General features: G+C 54.4%; 17 protein-coding genes. 11 read left to right on the top strand and 6 right to left on the bottom strand.

The window, feature by feature from the left end; translation table 11 throughout:
• Positions 1 to 16 precede the first annotated feature (16 nt).
• Entirely contained in the window at positions 17 to 940 is a 924-nt protein-coding gene (locus B2Q93_RS01685) for a LysR family transcriptional regulator (protein WP_046887247.1), read from the bottom strand.
• Positions 941 to 1115: 175 nt separating this feature from the next.
• On the opposite strand from B2Q93_RS01685, the gene B2Q93_RS01680 reads away from it, so the two are divergent.
• The 5 genes from B2Q93_RS01680 (at position 1116) to fnr (ending at position 6899) form a co-directional block, all read left to right on the top strand.
• Positions 1116 to 2426, top strand: coding sequence for a M20 family metallo-hydrolase (locus tag B2Q93_RS01680; protein WP_233804411.1), 1311 nt, complete (start codon positions 1116 to 1118; stop codon positions 2424 to 2426).
• Positions 2426 to 3871, top strand: coding sequence for a M20 family metallopeptidase (locus B2Q93_RS01675; RefSeq protein WP_233804410.1), 1446 nt, complete (start codon positions 2426 to 2428; stop codon positions 3869 to 3871). The genes B2Q93_RS01680 and B2Q93_RS01675 overlap by 1 nt, the downstream gene beginning before the upstream one ends.
• Before the next feature lie 39 nt (positions 3872 to 3910).
• Complete coding sequence (gene abgT / locus B2Q93_RS01670; RefSeq protein WP_046887244.1) at positions 3911 to 5437, top strand: p-aminobenzoyl-glutamate transporter; 1527 nt, start codon at positions 3911 to 3913, stop codon at positions 5435 to 5437.
• A 10-nt stretch (positions 5438 to 5447) separates the two neighbouring features.
• On the top strand, positions 5448 to 5963 hold the full coding sequence (gene ogt / locus B2Q93_RS01665) for a methylated-DNA--[protein]-cysteine S-methyltransferase (protein ID WP_212478022.1): 516 nt from the start codon (positions 5448 to 5450) through the stop codon (positions 5961 to 5963).
• Between the two features lie 183 nt (positions 5964 to 6146).
• Positions 6147 to 6899, top strand: a complete 753-nt coding sequence (fnr, locus tag B2Q93_RS01660; protein WP_286931663.1) for a fumarate/nitrate reduction transcriptional regulator Fnr — start codon at positions 6147 to 6149, stop codon at positions 6897 to 6899.
• Between the two features lie 125 nt (positions 6900 to 7024).
• Here the strand turns inward: fnr and B2Q93_RS01655 are convergent, their stop codons facing one another.
• Positions 7025 to 7159, bottom strand: a complete 135-nt coding sequence (locus B2Q93_RS01655) for a hypothetical protein (protein WP_233804409.1) — start codon at positions 7157 to 7159, stop codon at positions 7025 to 7027.
• A 476-nt stretch (positions 7160 to 7635) separates the two neighbouring features.
• Here B2Q93_RS01655 and B2Q93_RS01650 point away from each other — a divergent pair, with 476 nt between their 5' ends.
• From B2Q93_RS01650 to uspE, 3 genes are all read left to right on the top strand, one after another.
• On the top strand, positions 7636 to 7875 hold the full coding sequence (locus B2Q93_RS01650; protein WP_046887242.1) for a hypothetical protein: 240 nt from the start codon (positions 7636 to 7638) through the stop codon (positions 7873 to 7875).
• Positions 7876 to 7886: 11 nt separating this feature from the next.
• Entirely contained in the window at positions 7887 to 8165 is a 279-nt protein-coding gene (locus B2Q93_RS01645) for a biofilm development regulator YmgB/AriR family protein (RefSeq protein ID WP_263616278.1), read from the top strand.
• 234 nt (positions 8166 to 8399) lie between these two features.
• Complete coding sequence (uspE, locus tag B2Q93_RS01640) at positions 8400 to 9350, top strand: universal stress protein UspE (RefSeq protein WP_040075844.1); 951 nt, start codon at positions 8400 to 8402, stop codon at positions 9348 to 9350.
• A 35-nt stretch (positions 9351 to 9385) separates the two neighbouring features.
• Here the strand turns inward: uspE and B2Q93_RS01635 are convergent, their stop codons facing one another.
• The 3 genes from B2Q93_RS01635 to pntA form a co-directional block, all read right to left on the bottom strand.
• The gene (locus B2Q93_RS01635) at positions 9386 to 10507 is read right to left on the bottom strand and encodes a mechanosensitive ion channel family protein (protein WP_046887240.1); all 1122 of its coding nucleotides are present in this window, start codon (positions 10505 to 10507) and stop codon (positions 9386 to 9388) included.
• 112 nt (positions 10508 to 10619) lie between these two features.
• Complete coding sequence (gene pntB, locus B2Q93_RS01630; RefSeq protein WP_040075846.1) at positions 10620 to 12008, bottom strand: Re/Si-specific NAD(P)(+) transhydrogenase subunit beta; 1389 nt, start codon at positions 12006 to 12008, stop codon at positions 10620 to 10622.
• Between the two features lie 10 nt (positions 12009 to 12018).
• Positions 12019 to 13548, bottom strand: a complete 1530-nt coding sequence (pntA, locus tag B2Q93_RS01625; RefSeq protein ID WP_233804408.1) for a Re/Si-specific NAD(P)(+) transhydrogenase subunit alpha — start codon at positions 13546 to 13548, stop codon at positions 12019 to 12021.
• 532 nt (positions 13549 to 14080) lie between these two features.
• Between pntA and ydgH the strand changes: the two genes are divergently transcribed.
• The 3 genes from ydgH (at position 14081) to folM (ending at position 17357) form a co-directional block, all read left to right on the top strand.
• The gene (gene ydgH, locus B2Q93_RS01620; protein WP_046887238.1) at positions 14081 to 15025 is read left to right on the top strand and encodes a DUF1471 family protein YdgH; all 945 of its coding nucleotides are present in this window, start codon (positions 14081 to 14083) and stop codon (positions 15023 to 15025) included.
• 187 nt (positions 15026 to 15212) lie between these two features.
• Positions 15213 to 16595, top strand: coding sequence for an amino acid permease (locus B2Q93_RS01615; protein ID WP_286808858.1), 1383 nt, complete (start codon positions 15213 to 15215; stop codon positions 16593 to 16595).
• A 39-nt stretch (positions 16596 to 16634) separates the two neighbouring features.
• Entirely contained in the window at positions 16635 to 17357 is a 723-nt protein-coding gene (gene folM / locus B2Q93_RS01610; protein WP_040075851.1) for a dihydromonapterin reductase, read from the top strand.
• Here folM and B2Q93_RS01605 read toward each other — a convergent pair.
• Positions 17354 to 17689, bottom strand: coding sequence for a GlpM family protein (locus B2Q93_RS01605; RefSeq protein WP_040075852.1), 336 nt, complete (start codon positions 17687 to 17689; stop codon positions 17354 to 17356). The two genes, folM and B2Q93_RS01605, sit on opposite strands and share 4 nt — an antisense overlap.
• Between the last annotated feature and the right edge of the window lie 4 nt (positions 17690 to 17693).

Below are 17693 nucleotides of genomic sequence, written 5' to 3'. Positions count from 1 at the left end.
GACAGGCTCTATTTTTTTATCCTTCGTCCGCCATACTATTTATCTGCCTCGCATGCCGGCGGAACTGCGTGATCAACGATGTCGTCAGCGGCGTCTGGCGCGTGTCACGGCGCTGGATGAGGTAGTAGGTCGCCTTCGGCAGCGTCTCTTTGACCGGGAGCATCACCAGCCGGTTTGCCAGCAGCGGGTCACACCCCAACTCTTGCGGTAATATGCTCAAAAAATCACTTTGCGCCACCAGACTAATACTGGATGAGAATGTTTCGCATACAACGCCGATATTTGGGAATTGTTCTCGATTAATAAAAACTTCTTCTAACTGTTTATAATAACTACCCCGCGGTGTGGGCATCGTCCAGCTGTATTTTAACAATTCGCTTATCGATGTTGCGCCCAACGCCGGATGCCCCGCCCGGCAGAATATTGCAAAAGGCTTCTCAAAAAGTTTTTCAAAACTAAATTCGTGATCGTAAGGCCCCCGGTAATAGGTATTGATAGTAAAATCCAGTTCACCCTGCCTTAATTCATTGATCATCGACACCAGTTGGCCTTCCATGATGCGCACCTTCACCTGCGGGTGTTGCTGATGAAAGCGACTAATCACCCCGGGCATCAGCAGACGTGCCACGCTGGCCCCCATGCCGATGTTAATCTGCCCCGCGAGTTTCCCCTGACGTTGCAAAATGTCCTCTTGCGCCGAACGCAACTCCTCCAGAATGAGACTGGCATGGTGATAAAAGCTCTCGCCACATTCGGTCAGCGCCACCCCTTTACTGCGGCGGATAAAAAGCTGGGCGGCAATCCCCTCTTCAAGCTCTTTGATTGATTTCGTCAGCGCCGGTTGCGACAGATTCAATACCCGACTGGCACCGCGAATGCTCCCCTGACGCGCCACTTCCACAAAAGCCCGAATTTGATGAAATTTTACCTGGAATGTCATAGCTGCACCGATAACCGTTGTTTATCAGAGAAAAGAAACTGTCATCTACTTTAATGGAAATGATTGTGTCAGGGTAATTCCCGAAAGGTTAAATCTGTGAAAAAGCGGTGAGTGATAAGTAAAAACTATCACACCGTGAGGGAGTTCACATAATCTAATGATGACAGGAAACACGATGCAGGCATTAGCGCACTACCTTGAGACGTTATCTCCGCAACTTACCGCATGGCGGCGCGATTTCCACCATTATGCCGAATCCGGCTGGGTGGAGTTTCGTACCGCCGCAAAAGTGGCTGAAATTCTTGATCGGCTAGGATATGAACTGGCCCTGGGCCGTGACGTTGTGGACGCCGACAGCCGGATGGGCCTGCCGGATGAAGCAACCCTTGCCCGTGAATTTGCGCGTGCCCGTGCGCAGGGGGCGCCGGAAAAATGGCTGAGCGCCTTCGAAGGCGGTTTTACCGGAATCGTGGCTACCCTCCATACCGGACGTCCTGGCCCGACGCTTGCCTACCGGGTAGATATGGATGCGCTGGATCTCGACGAAGCCCTGCATGAGGAACACCGCCCTTACCGGGAAGGTTTTGCCTCTTGTAACGCGGGCATGATGCACGCCTGCGGGCACGACGGCCACACCACTATCGGTCTCGGTCTGGCCCATCTCCTGAAAGAGAACGAGGCGCAGCTTAACGGCACCATTAAGCTGATCTTCCAGCCTGCGGAAGAAGGTACACGCGGGGCCCGGGCGATGGTCGCCGCCGGCGCGCTGGACGGTGTGGATTACTTTACCGCCATCCACATCGGCACGGGCGTGCCGGCGGGCACGGTGATTTGCGGTAGCGATAACTTTATGGCCACCACCAAATTCGACGTGCGCTTTACCGGCGTGGCGGCGCACGCCGGCGGCAAACCGGAAGAGGGTCGCAATGCCCTGCTCGCCGCCGCGCAGGCCGCCCTGGGTCTGCACGCTATTGCGCCGCACAGCGAAGGGGCTTCCCGGGTGAATGTTGGCGTGATGCAGGCAGGTACCGGTCGCAACGTGGTGCCCGCCACCGCCCTGCTGAAGGTGGAGACCCGCGGCGAGACCGAGGCCATTAACCAGTATGTTTTTGAACGGGCAAAGTCAGTTATCGACGGCGCAACGGCGATGTATGGCGTACAGAGCGAGATGCGCCTGATGGGCGCCGCCACCTCCAGTTCGCCATCCCCCGCATGGGTCGACTACCTGCGAGAGCAAACCTCACAGGTAGCTGGCGTTGAACAGGTGCTTGATAAGGTGGCTGCGCCGGCGGGCTCAGAAGATGCCACCCTGATGATGGCCCGGGTACAGCAGAACGGCGGTCTGGCATCTTATATGGTCTTTGGCACCTCCCTCAGCGCCGGACATCACAACGAAAAGTTCGATTTCGATGAGCAGATCATGCAGATCGCGGTCGAAACCCTGGCGCGTACTGCGCTCAATTTTCCGTGGGCGCGAGGTGTGTGATGGAGGCGATTTACCGCTTTATCGACGATGCGATCGAAACACGCGCTCAGCAATTTACCGACATGGCTGACGATATCTGGGATCATCCGGAAACGCGTTTTGAAGAGTTCTGGTCGGCCGAACGGCTGGCCACGGCGCTGCAGGAGGCGGGGTTTAGCGTAACCCGCACCCCCGGCGATATTCCCAATGCCTTTATTGCCAGCTTCGGCAGCGGTAAACCGGTTATCGCGCTGCTGGGGGAGTATGATGCGCTGGCAGGCCTTAGCCAGCGCGCGGGTTGTGCCACTCAGCAGAGTGACACCCCCGGCGCGAACGGCCACGGGTGCGGCCATAATTTGCTCGGCACTGCCGCCCTGGCGGGTGCCGTTGCGGTGAAAAGCTGGCTCGAGCAACACGGCGGCAGCGGTACCGTGCGCTTCTACGGCTGCCCTGGCGAAGAGGGTGGCTCCGGCAAAACCTTTATGGTACGAGAAGGGCTGTTCGATGATGTGGATGCCGCCGTCACCTGGCATCCGGAGGCTTTTGCTGGCATGTTCAACGTCAGCACCCTGGCAAATATCCAGGCCGCCTGGCGCTTCCAGGGTACAGCGGCGCATGCCGCCAACTCGCCTCATCTGGGTCGCAGCGCCCTTGATGCCGTGACGCTGATGACCACCGGCACAAACTTCCTTAATGAACACATTATCGAAAAAGCCCGCGTCCATTACGCTATTACCGATACCGGGGGTATCTCGCCGAACGTGGTACAGGCGCAGGCCGAAGTGCTCTATCTCATTCGCGCGCCGGAGATGGCCGATGCGCAGCAGATCTACCAGCGTATCGAGAAGATTGCGCAAGGCGCGGCGCTGATGACCGAAACCACCGTCGAGCAGCGCTTCGACAAAGCCTGCTCCAGCTACTTGCCTAATCGCACGCTGGAGGCCGCGATGTATTCTGCTCTCACCCATTACGGTACGCCCCAGTGGAGTGATGAAGAGCGGGCCTTCGCAGCGGAGATCCGCGCCACCCTTACCGATAACGATCTGCACAACAGTCTGAAAAATATAGCCGCCACCGGGGGTGAGGCCGGTAAAACCTTTGCCCGTCGACAGCAGCAGACCCTGCTGGTAGACGAGGTGGCCCCCTATGCCGTTACCGACAACGTCCTGGCGGGCTCGACCGATGTGGGCGACGTGAGCTGGAAGATGCCGGTGGCGCAGTGCTTCAGCCCCTGCTTTACCGTAGGCACCCCGTTGCACACCTGGCAGCTGGTGGCCCAGGGGCGCACCTCGATGGCACATAAGGGGATGCTGCTGGCTGCGAAAGTCATGGGTGCGACCGCGCTCTCCCTGTTGCAGGATCGTTCCCTGCTGCAGGCGTGCCGTGAGGAGTTCGAAAAAATGGTGGCCGACACACCGTATGTCTGCCCGATCCCACGCGGCGTGACACCGTCACCTTTAAAATAATAAACACAACACAACATCCAATACGTTCGAGGAACGCCCATGAGTATGTCTTCCATACCTTCGCATTCCCCATCCGGTAAGCTCTATGGTTGGGTCGAAAGAGTCGGCAACAAAGTGCCGCACCCTTTCCTGCTGTTCATCTACTTGATTGTGATTTTGATGGTGGCCACTGCCGCACTCTCCGCCTTTGGCGTCAGTGCCCGCAACCCGGCCGATGGCAGCATGGTGGCCGTAAAAAACCTGCTGAGCGTAGAGGGGCTGCACTGGTTTTTGCCCAATGTGATTAAAAACTTCAGCGGCTTTGCCCCGCTGGGGGCGATTCTGGCGCTGGTGCTGGGGGCCGGGCTGGCAGAGCGATCGGGGCTGCTGCCAGCGCTGATGGTAAAAATGGCGTCGCACGTCAGTGCACGTTACGCCAGCTATATGGTGTTGTTTATCGCCTTCTTTAGCCATATTTCCTCGGATGCCGCGCTGGTAATCATGCCGCCGATGGGGGCGCTGATCTTCCTGGCCGTCGGCCGTCATCCGGTGGCGGGGTTGCTGGCGGCTATCGCCGGCGTGGGCTGTGGCTTTACGGCTAATCTCTTGATCGTGACCACCGACGTCCTGCTCTCGGGCATCAGTACTGAAGCGGCCAAAACCCTGGACGCATCACTCCACGTCAGCGTGATCGACAACTGGTACTTTATGGCCAGCTCCGTCATCCTCCTTACCCTCGTGGGTGGGCTGATCACCGATAAAATTGTGGAGCCGCGCCTCGGTGAGTGGCAAGGCAGCAGCGAGGAGAAACTTGATACCTTATCGCCCGCGCAGCGTTTTGGTCTGCGGGTGGCTGGCGTAGTCTCACTGCTGTTTATTGGCCTGATTGCCCTGATGGTGGTACCCGAAAACGGCATTCTGCGTGACCCGGTACAGCATACCGTCCTGCCCTCACCCTTCATTAAGGGCATCGTGCCGCTGATCATTCTCTTCTTCTTTGTGGTCTCGCTGGCGTATGGCATTGCGGTGGGCAAAATCCGCCGTCAGGCCGACCTGCCGCAGTTGATGATCGAGCCCATGAAAGAGATGGCCGGTTTTATCGTGATGGTCTTCCCGCTGGCCCAGTTCGTTGCCATGTTCAACTGGAGCAACATGGGCAAATTTATGGCGGTAGGCCTGACCGATATTCTTGAATCCGCCGGTCTGAGCGGCGTCCCTGCCTTTGTCGGGCTGGCGCTTTTATCCTCTCTGCTCTGCATGTTTATCGCCAGCGGTTCGGCAATCTGGTCGATTCTGGCACCGATTTTTGTCCCGATGTTTATGCTGCTGGGCTTCCATCCGGCGTTTGCGCAGATTCTCTTCCGCGTGGCAGATTCGTCGGTGATCCCGCTGGCGCCTGTTTCACCCTTCGTGCCGCTGTTTTTAGGCTTCCTGCAACGGTATAAACCTGAGGCGAAATTGGGTACCTACTATTCGCTGGTATTACCCTATCCGCTTATCTTTTTAGGGGTATGGTTGCTGATGCTGGTGGCATGGTATCTTGTCGGCCTGCCCATTGGGCCGGGGGTTTACCCACGTCTGAACTAAGGAAAACAGGATGCTGAGATTACTCGAAGACAAAATTGCGACCCCGCTGGGGCCTCTGTGGATTCTGGCGGACGAGCAGGGTTGTCTTCGCGCCGTAGAGTGGGAAGAACACAGCGACCGCATGGTCGAACTGCTCAATATCCACTATCGCTCGCAAGGCTACGAGCGTATCGGCGCCAGCAATCCGGGCGGCCTGAGCGATAAGCTCACCGCCTGGTTTGAGGGTGAGCTCAGCATCATTGATGACCTGCCTACCGCCACTGCGGGTACGCCGTTCCAGCGCGAAGTCTGGAAAGCGCTACGGCAGATCCCCTGTGGCCAGGTAATGCATTATGGTCAGCTTGCTGCGCTGCTTGGACGCCCAGGCGCCGCCCGTGCGGTTGGCGCGGCCAACGGTTCAAACCCGGTCAGTATTGTGGTGCCGTGTCATCGCGTTATTGGGCGTAACGGCACCCTGACTGGCTATGCTGGCGGGGTGCAACGTAAGGAGTGGTTATTGCGCCATGAGGGTTACTTGCTGTTGTAAATACCAGGCTTTTAGTGCTTAAATTTCCTCGTCTTAGGGGGCATCTCCTCAATCATTCTGTGGAATTTCAAGAAGATGCCTCTGCATGCCCTTTTCTTGCCTTTATTGATGGTTTACCAGGCTTACGCCAGCCCCAAAAAGATGTTAAAATTGACCAATATCAATTAAGGCTTGAGCATACCTATGATCCCGGAAAAGCGAATTATTCGACGCATTCAGTCTGGCGGTTGTGCTATTCACTGTCAGGATTGCAGCATCAGCCAGCTCTGTATCCCTTTTACGCTGAATGAGCATGAACTCGACCAGCTTGATAATATTATCGAGCGTAAAAAGCCGATTCAGAAAGGTCAGACGCTGTTCAAAGCCGGCGACGAACTCAAATCCCTCTACGCTATCCGCTCTGGCACCATTAAGAGCTACACCATTACCGAACAGGGCGACGAGCAGATCACCGGCTTCCACCTGGCAGGCGATTTGGTTGGATTTGATGCTATCGGTTCGGGCCATCACCCAAGCTTTGCGCAGGCGCTGGAAACCTCAATGGTGTGTGAAATCCCGTTCGAGACTCTGGATGACCTGTCAGGCAAAATGCCGAGCCTGCGTCAGCAAATGATGCGTTTGATGAGCGGCGAAATCAAAGGCGATCAGGATATGATCCTGCTGCTGTCCAAGAAGAATGCCGAAGAGCGCCTGGCGGCCTTTATCTATAACCTCTCTCGCCGTTTTGCCGAGCGAGGATTCTCACCACGCGAGTTCCGTCTGACTATGACGCGTGGCGATATCGGTAACTACTTGGGGCTCACCGTAGAGACTATCTCCCGTCTGCTGGGTCGTTTCCAGAAAAGCGGCATGCTGGCGGTGAAAGGTAAATATATCACCATCGAAAACGGTGAAGCGCTGGCGGTACTGGCCGGCCATACGCGTAACGTCGCGTAACGCCTGTTTAAACGTTATACCCGATCGGTAATGCGATATTATCGGTCGGGCTCTCCTTTTATTCCCTCCTCCCCTTTACTTCACCCAGCAAAAAACCGCCCGAAGGCGGTTTAGATGCGAGCCGATCAGAGTGGTTTGTTCACACCATCCGGATCTTCAGGCGCCAGCGGGTCATTCACATCTGGCACATCAGGCACATCATCACCAGGAACGGTGTCATCTTCTGGTAAAGGATCAATTAAATCAGGACGATCAGCCATTACGCCTCCGTCAGACAGGATAGCTTGAGCTATTTACTTTTGCTCGGTTGTTGTTTGTTGCCCTGTTTATCATCAGGCATCTTTTGCGGCTGTTTAGGCTGCTCTTTATTTACGCTAGAGAGTATGGATTTCATTTGAAACTCCAGTAGGGTTTACAGCTTGTGCTGCATTGAAAGTATAAGTTCTGCTTACTATATATTCGAGCGAATCGGCAGCCACATAATTTCATCTTATTGAAATTCTAGCGTTTAAAGATATATAAACATTTCCTTTGCAATAATTCCCTCATAGTATCGTTTACACTTTTTTATTTTTCACTCTTCTCGTGTGCCATACATGAATACCCGAACGAGCTATGGACATCACAAAACCAGGTAAAGACGAAAAAAGTTGTACAACACCACTGTACAGATTTGCGCGACTAGTTTAGATTTAGGTTATTCCAACTCTGGGCTAATAACTAACTGGCGGATTAAATGCGTCACAATCGCGCAAGATCAGCAGCTGAAGCTGCTCTGGTAGTCTATTTCAATAAAAAAATGCTCCCAACGCCGGAAGAGACGTTGGGTGCGATCGTCAGTGAGATTTTAAAAGAACGTGTACAACTTAGTCGTATGACTATTTGCTCGAAGCTGCTTGGCAAAATTGAGATGGCGACTGATGAAGATGAAATCGCGCATTACAACAGTCTCATCGCCCTGTTTTTTGATCGTTAAGAGAGAATTCCATGAATAATGTCAGCACTCAGCACACTTACCTTTTTGATGCCCTTCATGACCGCGGACTGGCTCAACATTTTAGTACGGCGGGGGGGGCACTGCAGGATGAAGCTGCGGTTCTTGGTGCCGCCATTCGCTGCATGATGGTGTGTGGAGAGAGCCTGTCTAATAAAGAGCTAATCTTGCAACTGATACATGCGCTTGATGTGACCACGGATCCTGAAGCCTGCGATATCATTCGTAATACGCTTGAAATCGTTGTCGGGTATACCCGCGATGATATCTAGGAACCCAGGAAAAACGTCTGAAAATAAAAACGGCAAAAAGCCCCATCCAGTGGGCTTTTTCTCTTTTGGGTGAACGGCTAAAACCATTAAAGCCCGTGATATCACAGGGAAACCGGCGTGGAAGTAAAATTTCCTGATTTATTGATCTGACGAAAACTTCCCCCCTGTTTCATTCCACATATATGGGTTACTCTTTGAATTACAGACTGTGGTGACAGTTGTAAGGAGACCTGTATGGCAAAGTATCAAAACATGCTGGTGGCCATCGATCCTAATCAGGACGATCAACCAGCGTTACGAAGAGCTGTCTATTTACATCAACGGATTGGTGGCAAAATCAAAGCGTTTTTGCCGATCTATGACTTCTCTTACGAAATGACCACCCTTCTGTCGCCTGACGAGCGCACCGCTATGCGTCAGGGAGTGATCAGTCAACGAACCGCGTGGATCCGCGAGCAGGCAAAATATTATCTTGAAGCCGGCGTGCCTATCGATATCAAAGTGGTCTGGCATAACCGTCCATTCGAGGCCATTATTCAGGAAGTCATTGCGGGCGAGCATGATTTACTGCTGAAAATGGCCCACCAGCATGACAAACTTGAAGCCGTGATCTTCACCCCGACCGACTGGCACTTGTTGCGTAAATGCCCTTGCCCGGTGTGGATGGTAAAAGATCAGCCGTGGCCAGAAGGCGGCAAAGCCGTAGTCGCCGTGAATCTCGCCAGTGAAGAGGACTATCACAACTCTCTGAACGAGAAACTGCTTAAAGAGACCATCCAACTCGCCGAGCAGGTTAACCATACCGAAGTGCATCTGGTCGGTGCTTATCCCGTTACTCCTATCAATATCGCCATCGAATTACCGGAATTTGATCCCAGCGTTTATAACGATGCTATTCGTGGACAGCACTTGCTGGCCATGAAGGCCCTACGGCAGAAATTTGGTATTGATGAAAAGCTCACCCATGTAGAGAAAGGATTGCCGGAAGAGGTGATTCCGGATCTGGCAGAACATCTCCAGGCGGGGATTGTGGTTTTAGGTACCGTGGGTCGCACCGGTATCTCCGCAGCCTTCCTCGGTAACACGGCGGAACAGGTAATTGACCATCTGCGCTGCGACCTGTTGGTCATTAAACCGGATCAGTATCAGACGCCGGTTGAGCTGGATGACGAAGAGGACGACTAGAGATGAAAAAGCCCGCCGCAATGGCGGGCTTTTTTTTAGCTTTCTGCTGCCCTCTGCTGAGGCGCAGTTTGTTGTCTGTTCTCGCCTTTCTGCATCCAGGGGGCGTGCAGCACCATACTGGGCAGAGCAAGCTTAACGCCGGCTTCATTCAGGCTTTCAAGAATCCGGATATTGATCTCCTGCTGAATATCCATGTACTTGTTGTAATCCGCCGTGTTCACGATATGCACCACCTCAAAGGTGAGCCTGTCAGTATCAAATCCCAGCAGATGGGCACGGTCAAACCGGGTTTCACCGACATCGGTGATAATGTTTTTCACGTTATCGCCAATCACGCGTAATTTTTCTGGCGGCGTGTCGCTGGCCACCCCAAACGTAAAGACGATACGGCGCGTCTGCATGCGCTTATAGTTATGCAGCGTTTGCTGGAGCAGAATCGCGTTCCCGCAAACAATCTGTTCGCCGCTCAGGCTGCGAATACGGGTCGTTTTCAGGCCAATATGTTCCACCGTCCCGGCGACATCGTTAAACACCACAAAATCGCCGATTTCAAAGGGTTTATCAAAACCAATGGAGAGCGACGCAAAGACATCGCTAAGAATCGTTTGCACCGCCAGCGCAATGGCGATACCCCCTACCCCCAGGCTGGCCACCAGCGCAGTGATATTGACGCCCGCATTGGCAAGAATAGAGAGCAGCATGACCGACCAGACCACCGCCCGCAGAATCAACCCGGTGATCACCAGGGTAACGGGGTTCTTGTGGCTTCCCGGCGCCAGCATGATGTGACGCAGCCAGGAGACCACTCCCTGATCCAGCCACAAGGCCACCTGAATGGCAAAGACCAGGAACCAGGCATGGCTCAGCGTCCCGGAGAGATGGGACGGCAAATCAACAAATCGTAGGCTGACCAGCAGCGCCACCACAAACAGCAGGAAACGGCTGGTTCTGTTCAGCATCTCCATCAGTACAAAGCGCATCCGGTTTGTGGTGGGATGCTTGTCGCCCCAGGTGGTGATCCCTTTTTTGATAAACCCTATCAGGCGCGTAAGCAGCCAGTAGACCAACAGCGTCACGATGATAACGGTGGCGACGCCAATCCAGAAAGTGGGTCTCATCATCAGGTCAATGATGTCGAAGCGGGACAGAAATTGCATTACACCTCCTCGTCTTGCGCAAAGCTAAAAGTATAGACAGACGAGAAAGGCTGACCGCAGAAATAAGAAAACCGCCCCGAAGAGCGGTTTGTCATTACGGCCAATGGTTGCGTTACAACGCTTTCAGAATCGCGTCCACGCTGGCTTTGGCATCACCAAACAGCATGTGGGTGTTCTCTTTGAAGAACAATGGATTCTGAACGCCTGCATAGCCCGTATTCATAGAGCGTTTGAAGACGATAACATTCTGCGCTTTCCATACTTCCAGCACCGGCATGCCGGCGATAGGACTCTTTGGATCGTCCTGCGCCGCCGGGTTGACGGTATCGTTCGCGCCGATAACCAGCACGGTGTCGGTATCGGCGAAATCATCGTTGATCTCATCCATCTCCAGCACGATATCGTAAGGGACTTTCGCCTCTGCCAGCAGCACGTTCATATGGCCAGGAAGACGCCCGGCAACCGGGTGAATACCGAAGCGCACCTTGATGCCACGCGCCCGCAGCTTCTCGGTAATTTCCGCCACCGGATACTGCGCTTGCGCAACCGCCATGCCGTAGCCCGGAGTGATGATCACCGAATGGGCATTTTTCAGCATTTCTGCGGTCTCCTCGGCGGAAATCTCACGATGCTCGCCCACTTCGTCTTCAGACCCCGTAGAAGAACCGTCGGTACCGAAGCCGCCGGCGATGACGCTGATAAACGAGCGGTTCATCGCTTTACACATGATGTAGGAGAGGATCGCACCGGAAGAGCCCACCAGCGCACCGGTGACGATCAGCAGGTCGTTGCTCAGCATAAAGCCCGCTGCTGCCGCTGCCCAGCCCGAGTAGGAGTTCAGCATTGAGACCACGACTGGCATATCTGCCCCGCCGATGGAAGCCACCAGATGCCAGCCAAACGCCAGCGCGATCATGGTCATCACCAGCAGCGCCAGTACCTGCATCCCTACGCTTTCGGTACGCACGAAGATCAACAGCAGTACAAAGGATACCACCAGCGCCGCCAGGTTGAGCTTGTGGCGATTAGGCAGCATCAGCGGTTTTGACGAAATTTTGCCGCGCAGTTTGCCGAAGGCCACGATTGAACCGGTGAAGGTCACCGCACCGATAAAGATGCCCAGGAACACTTCCGTCAGGTGAATATTCACCAGAATCGGCTCCATGCCAGGCTCGTGATACAGGTAGCTATTGAAGCCTACCAGCACCGCCGCCAGTCCGACAAAGCTGTGCAAAATCGCTACCAGCTCCGGCATTTCGGTCATCTCAACGCGCTTCGCCAGACGGATACCGATTGCACCACCGATGATCATTGCCACCAGAATCCACGCCACGTTGCCGGTATCCGGCCCAAAGATGGTGGCAATCAGCGCAATCGCCATCCCGGCGATACCAAAATTGTTACCCTGCTGGGAGGTCTCGTGCTTTGAGAGCCCCGCCAGGCTGAAAATAAACAGGATCGCAGCAACAATGTATGCGGCTGTCACTAATCCTCCAGACATATGCTACCCCTTAGCCTTTACGAAACATTTTCAGCATGCGCTGAGTCACGGTGAAACCACCGAAGATATTGATACTGGCGATCAGCACCGCGATAAAGCTCAGGAAGCTGACCCAGCCGCCGTGGCCAATCTGCAGCAGTGCACCGACGACGATGATCCCGGAGATGGCGTTGGTTACCGACATCAGCGGCGTGTGCAACGCGTGAGAAACGTTCCAGACGACGTAGTAGCCCACCACGCAGGAGAGTGCGAAGACGGTGAAATGTCCGAGGAACTCTTTTGGCGCCACGTCGGCCAGCCAGCCAAACAGAATGATACCCAGCGCCATAAAGGCGTATTTGCGCCATGGCGATGCCGGTTTTTCAGGCTCTTTCGGCTCCGGTGCAGCTTTCGTCGCCGCCTGAGGCTGAGCAGACACCTGAATTGGCGGGGCCGGCCAGGTGATTTCACCCTCGCGTACGACGGTCACGCCACGCACCACAACATCTTCAAAATCGACGGTGATGTTGCCATCTTTCTCTTTGCAGAGCAGTTTCAGCAGGTTAACGAGGTTGGTGCCATACAACTGAGAAGACTGCGTTGGCAGACGACCCGGCAGATCGGTATAGCCGATGACCTTGACGCCGTTATCGGTGGTGGTCACCACGCCAGGCACCGTGTATTCACAGTTGCCGCCGTTTTGCGACGCCAGGTCAACGATGACGCTGCCGGGTTTCATGGCGTCGACCATTTCGCGGGTGATCAGCTTCGGTGCAGGTTTGCCTGGGATCAGCGCGGTGGTGACGATAATGTCCACCTCTTTCGCCTGCGCCGCGAACAGCGCCATCTCAGCTTTAATAAAGGCCTCTGACATCACCTTCGCATAGCCATCGCCGCTGCCCGCTTCTTCTTTGAAGTCCAGCTCCAGGAACTCGGCGCCCATACTCTGCACCTGCTCTTTCACTTCCGGACGGGTATCAAAAGCACGGACAATAGCGCCCAGACTGTTAGCCGCACCAATCGCAGCGAGACCGGCGACACCCGCACCAATGACCATCACCTTGGCAGGCGGCACTTTACCGGCTGCGGTGATCTGTCCGGTGAAGAAACGGCCAAACTCGTGGGCCGCTTCGACAATGGCGCGGTAACCGGCGATGTTCGCCATTGAGCTCAGCGCATCCAGAGACTGGGCGCGCGAGATGCGCGGCACGGAGTCCATCGCCATCACGGTGACGCCGCGCGCAGCGAGTTTTTCCATCAGCTCCGGGTTTTGCGCTGGCCAGACAAAGCTCACCAGCGTCGTCCCCGCGTTAAGCAGGCCAATTTCACTCTCTTCCGGTGCGTTAACCTTCAGAATGACGGGTGACTGCCACACTTCCGCGCCGTCTACAATTTCTGCACCAGCCTGAATAAACGCTTCATCGTCGAAGCTAGCCAGCTTGCCGGCGCCGCTTTCAATCGCGACGGTAAAACCCAGTTTAAGCAGTTGCTCCACCGTTTTTGGTGTTGCTGCAACGCGGGTTTCATTGGCCGACCGTTCTTTTGGTACCCCAATACGCATAGTTTTCCCTTCCATCGGTTTGTGATGATGGTTTGTTGGTCGCTTCTACGGGCGCCATCGCCGCTGAGAGCGCTCAGCGGTAACCACAAATTACCCGCAGAAAATTAAACAGTAACAAACTTTCTATAACCTACTGAAAATAACGCCTGTGATCCACCGTCAGAAAAGAGTATTTCTTTTTATATCGGTCAAAAATAGGTGATCCGGGTCGCTGACAGAGATATTTGCCTTAAATTCTTCTCGAGAGCCGATAAATACTCAGGCGAAGCGGGAAAAACACGATATAGCCCCAGCGTAGATCAACTTATTAACATTAATTTTACTTGTGAAAGTTATAGGCTTCATCAGTTTTGCTGGTCTAACGTCTGTTTTTTCAACATATCACTAAATGTTATAGAAACTGGATTGCAGGGTAGCACCCGGTGTGAAAAATGGCGCAGACAGCGACTGGGATTAAATGCAATAATCATCAACGTTTTCAAATTAACAACAACACCAGTACCTGGTTTGCGTAAGGCGAAGGATTATTTTTATGAAGCTTAAGAACACTCTCCTGGCGTCCGCACTCCTTTCTGCGACCGCCCTGTCTGCGAATGCCGCGACAGAGTTAACGCCGGAGCAAGCGGCAGCGTTAAAACCCTTTGATCGTATTACTATCGTAGGTCGTTTTAATTCCATCGGCGATGGGGTAGACGCCGCTTCCCGCCGCGCGGATAAAGAAGGTGCCGCATCATTTTATGTAGTGGACTCCGCAGATTATGGCAACAGCGGCAACCAGCGCGTTATTGCCGATCTCTATAAAGAAGATGCGCCAAAAGCTGAAACCAAAGGCAATCGCGTCATTAATGGCGTAATGGAATTGCCAAAAGATCAGGCCATCTTACTAGAGCCGTACGACACCGTGACCGTTCAGGGCTTCTACCGTAGCCAGCCTGACGTGAACGACGCCATTACCAAAGCGGCCAAAAACAAAGGCGCGGACTCTTTCTACATTGTGCGTCAGATCGATGCCAACTCGGGTGGTAACCAGCGTATTACCGCTTTCATCTATAAAAAAGATGCGAAGAAACGCGTACTGCAGAGTCCTGACGTGATTCCGGCAGATTCTGACGCAGGCCGTGCGGCGATCGCTGCAGGCGGCGCAGCGGCGAAAAACGTTGAAATTCCGGGCGTCGCGACGACTGCCACCCCAAGTTCTGACGTTGGCCGTTTCTTCGAAACCCAGACCACCAAAGGTGGCCGTTACAGCGTCACGCTGCCGGATGGGACGAAAGTAGAAGAGCTGAACAACGCCACCGCAGCGCAGATGGTTCCGTTCGACAGCATTAAGTTCACGGGTAACTACCCGAACATGACCGAGATCTCCTACCAGGTCGCGAAGCGTGCAGCCAAAAAAGGGGCTAAGTATTACCACATCACCCGCCAGTGGCAGGAGCGTGGTAATAACATGACCATCAGTGCTGACCTGTATAAGTAATTATCCAGGTTGATTAAGGCGGCGCGTAGCCGCCTTTTTTTATGCTTTTTATGCACTTTTAGAGCGTTGCGCATTGCATGACTTCCTGACACTCCGTAAAATCCCGCGCCTTAGTGTGATCCACCATTTTTATGCGCCATAGCGAAATAATTATTCTGGATTCGGTCCGTTTTTTAACAGGAAGCCAATGGAAAAGAAACTTGGCCTGAGTGCATTAACTGCGCTCGTATTAAGCTCCATGCTCGGGGCAGGCGTATTCAGCCTGCCGCAAAACATGGCCGCCGTCGCCAGCCCTGCCGCCCTGCTGATTGGCTGGGGCATAACCGGTGCGGGTATTCTGCTGCTGGCCTTCGCCATGTTGTTGCTCACGCGGCTTCGCCCGGATCTTGACGGCGGCATTTTCACCTACGCCCGTGAAGGCTTTGGCGAGCTCATTGGCTTCTGCTCGGCGTGGGGGTACTGGCTCTGTGCGGTGATCGCCAATGTCTCCTATCTGGTCATCGTCTTCTCTGCCCTCAGTTTCTTCACTGATACGCCGGAGCTGAAGCTCTTTGGCGACGGCAACACCTGGCAATCTATTGTGGGATCCTCGGTCCTGCTGTGGTTTGTCCACTGGTTAGTGCTGCGTGGCGTGCAGACGGCGGCCAGCATCAACCTGGTCGCTACGCTGGCGAAGCTGGTGCCGCTGGGTTTGTTTGTTGTGCTGGCCTTTATTGGCTTTCGCCTCGATGTCTTCAGTATGGATTTTTCCGGCCTGGCGCTGGGCGTGCCCGTCTGGGAGCAGGTCAAAAACACTATGCTCATCACCCTGTGGGTGTTTATTGGCGTAGAGGGGGCTGTGGTGGTTTCTGCCCGTGCCCGTAACAAGCGTGACGTCGGCCGCGCCACGCTGCTTGCCGTACTGGCGGCGCTGGGGGTCTACCTGCTGGTCACTCTGCTGTCGCTGGGGGTGGTAGCCCGTCCTGAGCTGGCTGGTATGCGTAACCCGTCGATGGCCGGTCTGATGGTCAAAATGATGGGCAACTGGGGCGAAGTGGTGATTGCCGCAGGGCTGATTATCTCGGTATGCGGAGCCTACCTGAGCTGGACAATTATGGCGGCGGAAGTGCCCTTCCTGGCCGCAACGCATAAAGCGTTCCCCCGCCTGTTTGCCCGCCAGAATAAAAATAATGCCCCGGCGGCCTCGCTGTGGCTGACCAATATCAGCGTACAAGCGTGTCTGGTACTGATCTGGCTCACAGGTTCTGACTATAACACCTTGTTAACCATCGCCTCAGAGATGATTCTGGTACCGTATTTCCTGGTAGGCGCATATCTGTTAAAAATAGCCACCAGACCCCTGCATCAGGCGGTGGGGATCGGCGCCTGCCTTTACGGGCTATGGCTGCTGTATGCCTCCGGTCCGATGCACTTGCTGCTCTCTGTAGTGCTCTATGCCCCTGGCCTGCTGGTGTTTATCTACGCCCGCAGAACACATGAGATTGAAAGTTCGCTGCAGCGCAAAGAAATATGGTTAATAGGTTTGTTACTGGTTGCCGCTGTGCCGGCAACGTGGATGCTGATGGGCTAACTTGTCGTTACCCATCGTCTTACGGTTAAGGAGAAAACGATGGGAAACGCGCAACCGCTCCCGATTCTGATCACCGGTGGAGGCCGTCGTATCGGCCTCGCTCTGGCTCACCATTTTTTAAATCTACGCCAGCCCGTAATCGTCAGTTATCGTACGGAATATCCCACCATTGATACCCTGCGCAAGGCTGGCGCGGTCTGCGTTCAGGCCGACTTCTCCACCGACGAGGGTATTCTGGCCTTTGCCGATAAAGTGAAAGCCGATAATCGCGGCCTGCGCGGAATTATTCATAATGCCAGCGACTGGCGCGCTGAAAAACCGGGCACCTCGCTGAGCGAGACACTCTCCTGCATGCTGCAGATCCACGTTCACGCCCCCTATCTTCTTAACCATGCTTTGCAGGATCTGCTGCGCGGGCACGGGCATGCAGCGAGCGATATTATTCATTTCACCGATTATGTCGTGGAGCGCGGCAGCGATAAGCACATCGCTTATGCTGCCAGTAAAGCGGCGCTGGATAATATGACGCGTTCATTTGCGCGCAAGCTGGCACCGGAAGTGAAAGTGAACGCCATCGCCCCCTCTCTCATTCTGTTTAACGACCACGACGACGCGGATTACCGTCGTGAGGCGCTGAATAAATCGCTGATGAAGATCGCGCCGGGCGAGAAAGAGGTGATCGATCTTATCGATTATATCTTTACCAGCTGCTACGTAACGGGTCGCACGTTTGGCGTCGACGGCGGACGCCCGCTGCGTTAGTGGAAACGGCTCCAGAAGAAGATGAGTACCCAGGCGCTGAGGCTCCAGCAGACCACGGCCCCGCCCAGCGCCAGGGGCAAACGCAGAAAACCGGTGAAGTACCACAATGACAGTAGATAAAGAAAATAGGGAATGATCGACCACATGCCAAAGACAATCGTTGCCCGTAAGGCTTCGATTCCCCGTTCTGACGCAACGATATAGTGGGCAATCAGGGCGAAGGTCGGAAAGAGCGGAATGAGCCCCGCGATATAGTAATTTTTGGTTTTGGCCAATACCCCTATCAGTACGACCACCAACGCACCCAGCGCGGCTTTAATGAGCAATCCCATCACT

The sequence above is a fragment of the Leclercia sp. UBA5958 genome (assembly GCF_002430365.1).
In the GTDB taxonomy this organism is placed as follows: domain Bacteria; phylum Pseudomonadota; class Gammaproteobacteria; order Enterobacterales; family Enterobacteriaceae; genus Enterobacter; species Enterobacter pneumoniae.
The sequence above is the reverse complement of the archived record's forward strand: the minus strand, read 5'-3'. Positions and strand labels throughout refer to the sequence as shown.